The organism is Clostridium sp. UBA3061 (assembly GCF_002367465.1).
GTDB lineage: Bacteria > Bacillota > Clostridia > Clostridiales > Clostridiaceae > Clostridium_J > Clostridium_J sulfidigenes.
Window position 1 is genome coordinate 335,318 of sequence record NZ_DFCF01000014.1, and the last position, 11,794, is coordinate 347,111.

At 28.5% G+C, this 11,794-nt stretch carries 14 protein-coding genes and 1 pseudogene; 1 reads left to right on the plus strand and 14 read right to left on the minus strand.

The window, feature by feature from the left end; all coding sequences use genetic code 11:
- Position 1: 1 nt before the first annotated feature.
- The 14 genes from B2P65_RS13965 to B2P65_RS14030 all read right to left on the minus strand — a co-directional run bounded on the left by B2P65_RS13965 (position 2) and on the right by B2P65_RS14030 (position 10,869).
- Positions 2 to 616, minus strand: a complete 615-nt coding sequence (locus B2P65_RS13965; RefSeq protein WP_346846826.1) for a hypothetical protein — start codon at positions 614 to 616, stop codon at positions 2 to 4.
- Between the two features lie 107 nt (positions 617 to 723).
- Positions 724 to 951 (minus strand): hypothetical protein, encoded by a 228-nt coding sequence (locus tag B2P65_RS13970; protein WP_346846825.1) that lies wholly within the window; start codon positions 949 to 951, stop codon positions 724 to 726.
- A 260-nt stretch (positions 952 to 1,211) separates the two neighbouring features.
- Positions 1,212 to 2,036 carry a GNAT family N-acetyltransferase gene (locus tag B2P65_RS13975; protein WP_346880355.1) on the minus strand — a complete coding sequence of 275 codons (825 nt, stop codon included), beginning with the start codon at positions 2,034 to 2,036 and terminating at the stop codon, positions 1,212 to 1,214.
- A gap of 280 nt (positions 2,037 to 2,316) precedes the next feature.
- Entirely contained in the window at positions 2,317 to 3,120 is an 804-nt protein-coding gene (locus B2P65_RS13980; protein ID WP_346880356.1) for an alpha/beta hydrolase, read from the minus strand.
- A 13-nt stretch (positions 3,121 to 3,133) separates the two neighbouring features.
- Positions 3,134 to 3,760: a TetR/AcrR family transcriptional regulator gene (locus tag B2P65_RS13985; protein ID WP_346880357.1), complete on the minus strand. Its 627-nt coding sequence runs from the start codon at positions 3,758 to 3,760 to the stop codon at positions 3,134 to 3,136.
- 122 nt (positions 3,761 to 3,882) lie between these two features.
- Positions 3,883 to 4,107 carry a hypothetical protein gene (locus tag B2P65_RS13990; RefSeq protein ID WP_346880358.1) on the minus strand — a complete coding sequence of 75 codons (225 nt, stop codon included), beginning with the start codon at positions 4,105 to 4,107 and terminating at the stop codon, positions 3,883 to 3,885.
- A gap of 623 nt (positions 4,108 to 4,730) precedes the next feature.
- Positions 4,731 to 5,936 (minus strand): MFS transporter, encoded by a 1,206-nt coding sequence (locus B2P65_RS13995; protein WP_346880359.1) that lies wholly within the window; start codon positions 5,934 to 5,936, stop codon positions 4,731 to 4,733.
- Entirely contained in the window at positions 5,930 to 6,655 is a 726-nt protein-coding gene (locus B2P65_RS14000) for an SPASM domain-containing protein (protein ID WP_346880360.1), read from the minus strand. The genes B2P65_RS13995 and B2P65_RS14000 overlap by 7 nt, the downstream gene beginning before the upstream one ends.
- A 349-nt stretch (positions 6,656 to 7,004) precedes the next feature.
- Positions 7,005 to 7,463, minus strand: a complete 459-nt coding sequence (locus B2P65_RS14005) for a GNAT family N-acetyltransferase (RefSeq protein WP_346876775.1) — start codon at positions 7,461 to 7,463, stop codon at positions 7,005 to 7,007.
- Between the two features lie 223 nt (positions 7,464 to 7,686).
- A complete protein-coding gene (locus B2P65_RS14010; protein ID WP_346880361.1) occupies positions 7,687 to 8,001 on the minus strand; it encodes a hypothetical protein in 315 nt (104 codons plus the stop codon).
- Positions 8,002 to 8,006: 5 nt separating this feature from the next.
- Positions 8,007 to 8,810 (minus strand): DUF4037 domain-containing protein, encoded by an 804-nt coding sequence (locus B2P65_RS14015; RefSeq protein WP_346880362.1) that lies wholly within the window; start codon positions 8,808 to 8,810, stop codon positions 8,007 to 8,009.
- 209 nt (positions 8,811 to 9,019) lie between these two features.
- Positions 9,020 to 9,589: a GNAT family protein gene (locus B2P65_RS14020; RefSeq protein ID WP_346880363.1), complete on the minus strand. Its 570-nt coding sequence runs from the start codon at positions 9,587 to 9,589 to the stop codon at positions 9,020 to 9,022.
- A gap of 64 nt (positions 9,590 to 9,653) precedes the next feature.
- Positions 9,654 to 10,037: a hypothetical protein gene (locus B2P65_RS14025; protein ID WP_346880364.1), complete on the minus strand. Its 384-nt coding sequence runs from the start codon at positions 10,035 to 10,037 to the stop codon at positions 9,654 to 9,656.
- A 73-nt stretch (positions 10,038 to 10,110) separates the two neighbouring features.
- The gene (locus B2P65_RS14030) at positions 10,111 to 10,869 is read right to left on the minus strand and encodes an APH(3') family aminoglycoside O-phosphotransferase (protein WP_346880365.1); all 759 of its coding nucleotides are present in this window, start codon (positions 10,867 to 10,869) and stop codon (positions 10,111 to 10,113) included.
- 718 nt (positions 10,870 to 11,587) lie between these two features.
- Here B2P65_RS14030 and B2P65_RS14035 point away from each other — a divergent pair.
- Positions 11,588 to 11,794 (plus strand): annotated as a pseudogene (locus tag B2P65_RS14035) (CPBP family intramembrane glutamate endopeptidase); the annotation flags it as partial.

An 11,794-nucleotide genomic window follows, 5' to 3' on the forward strand; every position in this document is an offset into this window, starting at 1 on the left:
CTTACAGCTTTTTAAACTCTCCATCTATGTGCTCTACAACCTCTGAATAGTGATTAACATCATTAGAAGCATTTTCTAAAAGTGCTTCTGATACAACGGGGAACTCGTCTATAAATTGAATATCTTCAATTTGTTTAATTCCAAAGCTATTTAAAACTTGAACTAAAGGTTCCTTTTTCGTAGCCCATATATTCATATATTTAAAGCTTGAAACAAATATTTCATTTAATGTGCTTTCATCATAATATGCTATACCAAATTCTAAGTATCCATCATTAGTTAATTCAAATTTATATTTTTCAAAGATATTTATAAGTCTTTCTTTTTGAGTAAATCTACTTAATATTGATTCTTCCTCCTTAAATCCCAAAATTCCGTAAGCAGCACTTTCTATCAATTTGTTTGTTAAGCCACAAAATACATCCCAGATTTTATCAGCATCCATATTTACTTGTGCAAAATAGGAGAATTTTTGTTCTGAAACTTCTTTTATTATAAAACCTTCAATTATGTTCGCTGAGTTTCTTTTATCATTAATTGATTTCACATCAAATCCACTAGGATATTCATTATTTTTAGGAATTCTAATACCTAACGGCAATTTATATAAAGCCATCTTTTACCCCTTTCTCATAATAATGATACATATTATATATTTTAAAATATCATACTATTCAGAAATTAATATCCATATTTTAAGTAATTGTAACTTTTATTAAGTTGCTAGATATTTAAAGAAATTTGTCCAGATATATAGAAATGAAAATAAATAAGTACTAAAAATATTACAGTTACACCTATTAGATATATAATTTTTATTAATTTTATTTGTATTGGACTTGCTTTCTTTAAACTTTTTTGAAGTTTGGGTGTTAGTAATAAGAAATAAAATGCTAATGCTACAATGTAATAAATACATGCAATAATTATAAATAAATATTTCTCAATCATGTATATTCTCCCCCCCTGTAATATTAATATAAATACAATTTATATGGCTTAGAATCAATTTAAGAAAATTATACCACATCATATTGAATATTCATCCATAAATCTCACAAATTTAGTAATTAATATTTCAAATACTATACTATTCAATTTTCAAAGATCAAACTTTTTTAATTAGTTAGCAATACTGATATACTTTTCATGTTAGTGATCTCCTTTTTTCATCTATTAATTATTTTTATTGGTCACCTCACTCTTTATAATTATATTTTTTTTACCATACTATATGATCTATAGCCTCTTGGATCATTCTCTTTTACCAAAACTACCTTGTATCCTAATTTTTCGTAGAATTTTTCTGCTTGAAACTCTACTGTACCTAAATTAATGCTATAAACATTTAGCTCTTTTGCTTTTTCCTCTATTTTACACATAAGATTTTTACCAATTCCATTTCCATTACATTCTTCATCAACTACAAGCCAACCTATATACATTGAATCTTCAGTAATGCTCCCATGAACTCCTCCAACAAATTTATCATTATCTAATGCAACAAACATTATATTTCTTTCTTCCATTGGATAAATATTATTATCTCTATTAAACTTTTCTATTCGATTTAATAAAATAGAATTATATTTATCTACTTTTGCAGTCACAACCATAACTTGTATCTGTAAATTACTTTTTATATCAAAATCAATATTCTTCAAATAAAAATATCTAGTTGTTCTTGGTGTCCTTTCTGTAGTTCCTCCAATATCAAAACCAATAGACTTAAAATCTTCTACTCTAGATTCAACTTCTGTATATAATTTCATGCCTATTGCTTTATTTTTATAATAATCACTAACTTCTGAAATCAACTTTTTTAAAACATCAATGTTCTCATAAAACATACTACCAATACTTACCCAATCCCAAGAATAATTTGTATATATACTTCCAACCAGTTTTTCACCATCAATAGCATAAAAATATTCAGTTGATGAATCTTTTTCGCCAGTATGTTTTAAATTATAAGCTTTTAATTCTTTTATCAGTTCATCTTTATATTTAAAATTTTTATCTTCTATATACCTCATTTTACCCCTCCAAAAGTCCATAAATTTCTTGTATCGGACAATTAAAATAATAATACAAAATTTATCTCATATTTATAGAAAAAACTACGGCTACTTATGGTACGGTTCTCGTAACAGTTCTATCGGCGTGCTTAAGCAAAATTTATTATTTATCATAACCATGAATCTGTCTTGAAGATATAATAAGCATCATCTACCACAAATTACCATTTGGCGTTTTGCATTTTTAAAAATGAAAATATAAATATAAATGTATGTAACAACTATACTCCTAATATAACTAATTGTTTACAAAGTCAATAATCAACTTATTAACCATATCTGGATTATCTTGATTTGAGTTATGCCCTGCATGATGAATAAAATAAAATGTACAATTGCTATCATCTTTTGCCCATGCCTCAGCAATTTTTTTAATATTGCCTGTTTTGTCATCTGAACCACAAAGTAACAACACAGGTTTTTTAAACTTAAATTCCGAATCATAGTGAAGACATCCTGTTAAATCTGTTATTATATCAATAAAGGTTTTTTTATCTATCCTTTCAAAGCAATCCCTAACGTATTTCTTTACACTAGCTTTGTTTCCACAAGCATTCGCACTCTGTTTTATAAGTAACTTCCATGGATAGCAGTTAAATATAAACTTAGTACATTTCAGTGAACACTTTTCCATAAATGTGAGCTTACCTGTGTTTTTGGTACAATCAATCAACACTGATTTCTCTACTAGTTCTGGATAATAATAAGATATTTCCTGAGCCAGATTGCCCCCCATTGATTGTCCTATAAGAATCGCTTTATCAATATTATAAATTTCATATAATTTTTTGCAGTCGCTAATCATTTCTTTAAACTGAAATTTTTTCCCTTGCTCCAATTTAGATAAACCGTGCCCTCTAGAATCCCATGCAATTAAATTGTAAGTATCATCAAATGCCTTAAATTGTTCATTGAACATTTCATGATTAACACCTGCTCCATGAAAAAATAGCACCCATTTATTTGCTGTTCCCTTTCTATACCAGTAATGAATCTCACAATTCAAATTTTGAAATACCAAATGTGTGACTTTATCCTCCATAATAAACTCCCCTTTATAGTTTAATCAAGAATTCTTCCTTGTAATAATATTTTTTCAAAGAATTCATCATACCCTTAAACTCACTTACCTTCTGCTGCATTTTTGAAATATCCAAATCTTCCAGTCCACGCATTAACCCTTCTGCCGCAGAAAGAACTATATCAAGCAATATCTTTACATCACTTGGATTTTTAAATTTATCATAATCGATAATCTTTAATATCTCCTCTTCCCCAGTTTGCAGCATTATTTTTTTCCTCTTATCTAGCTCAAGCTTTATCTCTTCAAAGCTTTCATAATACGCTTTTGTGACAAACTTATACAAATATGGATAGTCATTAATCATTTTCATTCTACGCTCCACAGTTTTATTGATTAGTTGAAAAAAATCATTTATTTTCTTATTAACACTCTCTTCCTTCTGTTCATCAAGAAAGTTAATTGCGGTATTAAATAAAAATAAGTAGTATTCCTTTTTGTCTTTAAAATAATAAAACAATAATGACTTGGAGATATCAGCTTCACTAGCAATTGCATTCATTGAAGCTTTCTTATACGGATATAATGCAAATAACTTGTATCCAGAATTGAGCAAATTTTTTTGTTTATCTGATGGCAACTGAAAATATGATTGATTCATAGTATTCTCCTTTATAGACCAAAACGGTCAGTAGATTAATTTTATTTTAAACCTACTGACCGTTTTTTAGAAGACCTAAAATTTAATATTCAATAAATTTGTAAACTAACTATAAATACCTGCTACTCATTTATCGAAATTTTGCTACTACTTATGGTACGGTTCATCTTATCACGCTCTATCCGAAAACCTTCATCAAAGCTAAAATGTATAGCTTTGATGTGTTTTTCCTCAACATCTATGCTGCTAACAAGTTTTCTTATAAGACGTTTTTGTGTATCTTTATCCATTAGTTTTATAACTTTTCCTGCTTGCTTTAATAAGTCAGCAATTTCAGTAACATTCACTTTCTTATCTTTTAATACATCTATAAGTAAATTGTGCTTTTAATATAAAAAAAGCAACCAAGTGTAAAAATTTAATATGCTCCCTTTCTGGTAGACAGCTAAAATAATAAAATTCTATATGCCGAAGGAAGTATATTTTTTATGAATCGAAAAATAGAAGTTACATTTGAGCAGAAGCTATCTTACATTAAAAATTACTCGAAAGGCATAAAATTTCTTATCATCAGACTCGCAGTTGGGCTGTTAAATATGAATAATTTGGTATAAGCACATAGTTGATTGAAAAAGCAACCGCAAGGTCTGAGGATGAACTTACGGAGTTAGATAGATTAAAAGCCGAAGAACCTATGAGGGTCTCTAATGATTTTTGAAATTCGAGATGTACTACTTACATAAGTTTAATGATTTTGAGAGTTTGAGGAAGGCGATTGATCAACACGATGGGTGTTATTATAATACCAACACCCAATACCTGAATCGCTTAAATTGTATACTTCATGTCTAATACCGCGTAACTATCTCTCAGGTATCTCTGCATAAAAAAGTACTAACCATTTCGATTAGTACTTGCATAATTTTTCTATTATTTCCGCTGTTTACTTGATAGGGATCAGTTCATTAAATCATTTATTAATTTTTCTAAAAATTCTTCCTTGAATAACTGCTAATATTGTAACAGCGCATCCAGTTATAAATAATATTAAATTTATTGTGGTCTTTTCAATTAAAAAACCGCCAATCATATATCCTAATGGAGTTGCTATATATGAAATCGTCATTGATGCAGCTGTAGACTTGCCTAAAGTTTCTTGTGGTATTTCTTCTTGATAAATTGTTCTTATTGATATACCCACAATAGTAAGAGAACAACCAAATATAAACATGCTAATAGCGAGACTATATATAGAATTACCTAATCCAAATAAAATTAATGAAATACCTTGTATAAAAAACCCCAATAAAGCTAAAACTTTATGCTTAACATACTTAACAATATATGGTGTTACTAAAGAAATAAATATTCCACCTGCTGGGATACAAGATGAAACTATCCCATAATAAGTACTGGACAGATGTAAATAATCATTGATGAAAACAGGAATATAAATTGATATTGGCGCAAGGAAAAAATTTATAAGCCCTCCTCCAATAAGTGCTGTGTATAATAAAAACTTATTTTCTATCAATGTTTGAAATCCTATTTTTATATTATAAACGGTTTTGTTACCGATATTCAAATTTTTAATTTCATTATGAATTCTGTTTTTAGTTTTGATTAGTAATTCAGATAGGCCAGAAATAATAAATGATATACCATTTATAAAAAAACATATACTTGGAGAAAAAATTCCAAATAAAAATCCTCCAATGATTGGCCCTATAACACTTGAAACCTGTGTTATAGTAGCACTTAAGGAATTTATACCTAAGATTTCATCGTCTGTTATCTCTGGAACAATACTTAAACTAGCTGGTTGAAAAAAAGTATCTACTATTGCCATACAGACGCTTACTAAAATCATAATGTAAACATGAATATTATAAAAGACAAATAACCCTAAAACTATAGCGAAAATGCCACTTATAAAATCACACACAGCCATAATAATTTTTTTATTATACTTATCTGCAAAAATTCCACCAAACGGCGATAAGAAAATACGTGGTATATAACATATCATTAAACTAAAAGAGGCAATTAAAGGAGAATTAGTTTGTTTTAATATATACCACATAAGTACTATTTGTTGTACATAATTTCCTAAAACGGAAACCATTCTTCCTAATAACAATAGAGTTATGTTTTTATTTTTTAATACTTTTAACATAATTTCATTAGATTCTCCTTGTTAGATTTAACATCTGCTCTCCAACAACACAAATCATGTAAAACGCAATTGTTATTAAATCCCGTCGCCGGGCATCCTCTACAAAGTGATACTAAATTACAATTCCTGCATTTTATATATGAGTCTAATTGTTTTAAATATCTGCTGGAAGTATTATTTACAATGCTAATCAAACTATCCTTATAAACGTTTCCTAATGAAAATTTCTTCATTTTTGCACATGGTAAAACTTCTCCATCGTAATTAATTACAACTAATGTTCCATCAGACTTTAAATTAGAGGTTATTGCACCTGCCCCCAAATGGGCTTTATACCCTAATATTGAATCACCAACATAATTGTAATGGGGAACCTGCACTTTATTAAAGAGGATTGAATTTTTAATTTCAGTTGAGTTTCCAATTACAACATCATTACCAATGATAACATTGTCTCTAATGTAAGCAGAATGCCTGATTTCGCAATTGTAACCGATAATCGCTGGACCGTTTATAAGAACACTTTTTTCTATAGTAGTGCCTTTGCCAACCCATACAAATTCCTTTATTCTTTCAAAATCGCTTGGCAGATTTTTTGCGTATTCAAAAATGAAATCCTTAATTTCTGTAAGAGCTTCCCAAGGATACTTAACCCCTTCAAATATGGCTCTTGCATCTAATTCTTCAATGTTTAATAGTTCATTTACAGAAACTTTCATTATGACCTCCTCTGATTTATTTCGTCATATCCTACAATTATTCATTTGTAAATTCAACCTACTAACTCATTGATAAACAATTTCATGTCGCGTTCAAAAATAAGTAAACCCTGAAACCCGCATGGCGACAACAACTAGTTTAATAGTTAAATATATCCATAGTTAAATAGGTTCATATTTTTATTTTTATATAGTTCTCTATATCCATTTTTACCTATATAAATAGGTAAGTATATACCTATTTATATTTAAAACTAGTCAAGGATATATTTTTTTCATTTTAATATCTCACATGACTTATAAGTAATATAAAAATATTGTAACCAGATTATAAAAATACAAGAATATATTACAGTTTTTTAGCCATTATTATGAATTCCGTATATCCATCAGAAGTCTCCAATACATTTCTTTCAGTTTCTTTAAAACCTAACTTTTTATATATCTTTATTGCTCTTTCATTGAAGGATGCTACCATTAGCTTAACATTATTTCCTTTATAGTTTAGTCTTTTAATACCAAACTCAATGCATGCTCTGGTAAATTCTTTGCCCAAGCCTTGTCCCGTTAACTCAGGTTTGATCCCTAACCCTATGGTCATTTGTCCATCCTCTAACCAGTGGCAATAAAATCCTATCATATCTTCTCCATTAAAACAGGCAAAATATCTTACCTCGCTATCTGGTGCTAAAAATTCCTTTAAACCATCTTCTGATGGCATATCATAAAATGAATAAATTCCATCATAGTGCCACTTGTTAACTTCACGTATATGTTCTATTTTAAATTCCTTAAATTCTAAATTCATTTTTTATCCCCCAATTTTGGTAAAGCATATTTATTATTAAATATTATAAAATCATTAATTTCACCTCTTAATTATAAAAAGACTATGGGATATTACTCTCACCTCAGTACTTGTCTTTATAAGATAATCATACTTATAATTTTTTATAGTAGTTATTTATATTAAATTTTATTACCTAATCTATTAAGATTACGATTTTAAATATTATGTTTATTGCTTTACATTATTTGTTTCTATTTACTGACGCTTCAACTATTCTTTTGTTAATAGAATAATTACATCCAAAATTAGAATCATCAAACAATTCTATTCTCGATAGTAAATCAATATCTTTTATATTACTCCAGTTAATTTCACTGCTTAATTCTTTTAATATAATTTCTGAATCAAAACCAAGATAATCCCTACTATAATAGTTTATAATTTTAGGTTCTACATAACTTGTTAAGCCTATAGAATTATGTTTATCTATTATATTAATGTATAAGTTACATAAAGCTGCTTCCCGTTCTTTTCTTTCAGGTGAAGCTATGGCCATCTCTATTAAAGCAGATATAGCACTCGATATTTCAAGCCTTTTGAAAGCAACTCCGAACCACTTGCTATAGGGATAATATTTTTTTCATAATAAAAACATATCTTCATTAGCTTATTTATTATTCTATTCGTAATAATACTTTCACCTATTCTATCATCCTTTTCTGCACATCTACCTATAAAAGCTTGTTCCTCATTAATTGATTTCCATAGTATAAATAAACGTAAGAGCAAAACATTCCTTGGGAAAAATTGAATAGCTTGTCTTGCTTTAGTTAAATCTCCAATTCCATCATAAAATACTTCTCCACTTGTTAGTTCTAGTAGATGCTGTATTGGGAAGGATATCCAGTCCTTAAAATCTATTTCTCTATGTTGATTAACAACTATATCATTGTTAAAAAAAGCATTTACCGTATTTATTTCTACAAAATGGTTAATAGGATATGTATTCTTATATTGCATATAACCATTATTAGTCCATTTTTCGACAGCCTTGTAGTTAGTTGGAAACCCCTTATATTCAAAGGGTAGGTTATATTTGAAGAGGGTATCTAACTTAGTTTTTACATCATTAAAGTTTTCTTCCTCTAAAAAAATTTGTAATCTGGGCCCCCAAACATGGTCAGTGGATTTATAGTCATCAAACCCCAATACATCTGAGCAATGTCCAACGAGCGCTGCTGCATATCGAAGATCCGGATATTGCTTATCTATTAGTGGTTTTATAATATCAAAGTAAAATCCTTTATTTAATTTTAATCCTGGAATAAATTCCTTCTCACTTTTACATACAAAGATATCACTCATATTCCTACTCCTTTTATCAATTAGTGAATAATATTCTACAATTATCCAATTTTCCATATACAATCATAATTATAATACTTATTATAGAACAATTACAATAAAATGTTTTAAAATACAAAAAGCACCTCTATAAAGAGATGCTCTAGTCAGTGTATGAATAACGTTTATTATAATTTGAGTTATTAAATAAAAAATACTGTCGTGATATATTAACCTTCTTTATAATTATTATGATATTCTCGATCCAGCATACTAAAATAGAATTGGTCGACCCACTTACCTCCACATAGATACTCTTCCCTAAATACACCCTGCTTTGACATACCTGCTTTTTCCATTATTGATGCAGATTTTTTATTTTCGCAATGGCACATACCTAATACCTTATGAGCTTTCAATTCATTAAATGCAAAAGATAGCAAAATCTGTACACTCTCTAAACAATATCCATTACCTTGAAACTCAGGCAGCATAACATATCCAATTTCCCAGCTCTTACGTGAAGTAATACATTCCCATATATAAACTACTCCCATCTGTACCCCATCTGAACTGCGTTTAACTATAAAATCAAAAACATCATTTTCTTCAATTCGCTTAATAAACTTCTTTCGAATACGATTTTTGTCAGTCTCAACATGTTCCTCATAACACCATAACTCTTCATCACTTTCTTCATTACATATAAACTCCATATGTTCTTCAGATACAGGTACAAGTTCTATAGATTTTCCTTTTAATAGATGTTGTATTTGTTTTTCTATATTTATATTTTCCATTCTTATCCCCCACTTTTTCATTTTCCTATGATAATCTAATTTTATATAACCTTCTAATACATCTCTATATTTCATATATAGGTGCAGACCTCTTTGCTTTTATTGAATAATCATCAAGGTAATCTGGTAATCTTTCCTCTATACTACATCCATCTAATGAATACCAAGTTATTTTTTCAATGACATCACACAAACTTTTGCCATGAAATACTTTAGAATTTAAAATATCCTCTAATTTAGCATAATCATAGGCTTGTAAGTCATCTGATGTTAATCCATACCAGTATACTTCTTTATCTGGATTATCTCTATCTTGCATTTTCCCAAGCCAGCAATCTTCATATTCTGTGTCATCATCAATACAAAAGTTCATTTCAATACATGAATTATACTTTACTACATCACTTTTTAATACTGTTATTAAGTCTTGCAATTTGATTTTCGCCAACATTATCCCCCCTAATACTTGTATTCATAAGATAACCCTGCTTTGTAATTTCTACTCCTCAATTTATACATAATTAGAATAACTCATCTAATAAAATATAGTATTTTATTTTTGCATAATCAGGTTTTATTTCTAATTCTTCAAATAGCATATCTGTATATCTTGAATCAAAATCCATTAACTCACGAACACATAATGCAATATCTTGATATAGATCGCCAACTCCTGCTCGTCCCATATCTATAAAGGATGTAATATCTTTACCATCTGTAAAATAATTGTTAAAACAATAGTCTCCATGTGTAAACACTAATTGTTCTACCGGCTTATTCCTTAGGAGATAATTAAGTACATCCCTAGATGTTTCAAGGCCTTCCGTATATTTATTTCTATCCACTCTTCCTATCAAATTATGATCAATCCTGCATTTTGCTTTTTCTAATTTTTCCTCTATTCTACTGTTAAAATTACATTCTGTGATATCAACACTCTGCAATTTCTTTATACCAATGGCTGCTAAATGAACTAATCTTTCTGGAGTTTTTCTATATGCTTCATCTTCTAGCATCTGACCTTTTGCATTCTCTATTAGCATATAAGAAATGTCATCTTCTAGCACACGATAAATCACTTTTGGTACTGTTAGTTTTCCATACAACCACTGGTACATCTCATATTCTCTAATCACTTCATCATTAACTTTTTCTATCTTTAAATAATAAGATTTATCCATATCAAAGCACTTAATTACTTTTGCTTTCGACATACCTTCTTTATCTGCTTCAAAGTGCATACCTGCAAGTATTTTTTCTAGCTTATTTGGTAAATACATATATTTTCCCACCAATCCTTTTACTATATAAATATCTAGCTTTCCATATTCATTTAAATCTATTCTTCTGATTCTATGTTGTGTAAATACTGGTAATATAGGAACATTCTAATTAAGTCGTAATTGTATTATTATCAAGAGTAAATTTTGAAAAATCTTTAAAAACTTAATTATTAAAAACTATATTTCTATAGTATGGGATATTAGCAAAGTCCAGCAATAATTGCTGGACTTTATTTGAAAATTATAAACAAATTGTCTATTTACTTTATTATACCATAATTTTCATTATTATGTAACCGTTTGTAAATATCTGCGTAATTAATTTCAGATTACTCTCTAAGATCTTTATTTTCTTCTTCCTTATAAATCTCTTTCCAATTAAAACTATATGAAACAACCTTAAAGGCTCCCCTTCTAATCCAATCACTTATGCAATACTTGTTACATTATATAAGAATGATGAACTAACTTCACTTAGGATTATGCTTACAGTTAAGGATTGATATTAGTACGGTATAAAATAAATATATAAATAATGGTTTACTTAGAATATAATAGTATTATGTGAGTTAGTTGACTATTAAACTACTGGAAAATAAGAATTTGTAATGGAGATTAGATATATTTTGAGAGCTTAATTTTGAATTGGCATAAAGCAAATATTAGGTTAAATGTAAAATTTAATGAATACTTTAAAATGTGAGGTGAAGAAATCATGACAGATAAAAAAATTATAGTACAATTTACGATGCTGACATTTTGCATAGCCTATGTTGTGTCAGGTGCTTTGATTATTCTTGGGCAGTTCGGATACTCCGTTTACAATTGGGTTCACTCGTTACAGCAATTCGGGATGAATATTCCTTTTGCAATCTATATTTTGTCGCCCGCTATTGCTTCATATATCGTTCTGAAGAAAAAT

Excerpts from the sequence above, each read along its gene's own strand:
- B2P65_RS13995 (WP_346880359.1), bottom strand. The coding sequence starts at position 5,936 with ATGTTAAAAGTATTAAAAAATAAAAACATAACTCTATTGTTATTAGGA.
- B2P65_RS13980 (WP_346880356.1), bottom strand. The coding sequence starts at position 3,120 with ATGGAGGATAAAGTCACACATTTGGTATTTCAAAATTTGAATTGTGAG.
- B2P65_RS14015 (WP_346880362.1), bottom strand. The coding sequence starts at position 8,810 with ATGAGTGATATCTTTGTATGTAAAAGTGAGAAGGAATTTATTCCAGGA.
- B2P65_RS13985 (WP_346880357.1), bottom strand. The coding sequence starts at position 3,760 with ATGAATCAATCATATTTTCAGTTGCCATCAGATAAACAAAAAAATTTG.
- B2P65_RS13965 (WP_346846826.1), bottom strand. The coding sequence starts at position 616 with ATGGCTTTATATAAATTGCCGTTAGGTATTAGAATTCCTAAAAATAAT.
- B2P65_RS14000 (WP_346880360.1), bottom strand. The coding sequence starts at position 6,655 with ATGAAAGTTTCTGTAAATGAACTATTAAACATTGAAGAATTAGATGCA.
- B2P65_RS13975 (WP_346880355.1), bottom strand. The coding sequence starts at position 2,036 with ATGAGGTATATAGAAGATAAAAATTTTAAATATAAAGATGAACTGATA.
- B2P65_RS14010 (WP_346880361.1), bottom strand. The coding sequence starts at position 8,001 with ATGGCCATAGCTTCACCTGAAAGAAAAGAACGGGAAGCAGCTTTATGT.
- B2P65_RS14020 (WP_346880363.1), bottom strand. The coding sequence starts at position 9,589 with ATGGAAAATATAAATATAGAAAAACAAATACAACATCTATTAAAAGGA.
- B2P65_RS13970 (WP_346846825.1), bottom strand. The coding sequence starts at position 951 with ATGATTGAGAAATATTTATTTATAATTATTGCATGTATTTATTACATT.
- B2P65_RS14030 (WP_346880365.1), bottom strand. The coding sequence starts at position 10,869 with ATGTATTTACCAAATAAGCTAGAAAAAATACTTGCAGGTATGCACTTT.
- B2P65_RS14005 (WP_346876775.1), bottom strand. The coding sequence starts at position 7,463 with ATGAATTTAGAATTTAAGGAATTTAAAATAGAACATATACGTGAAGTT.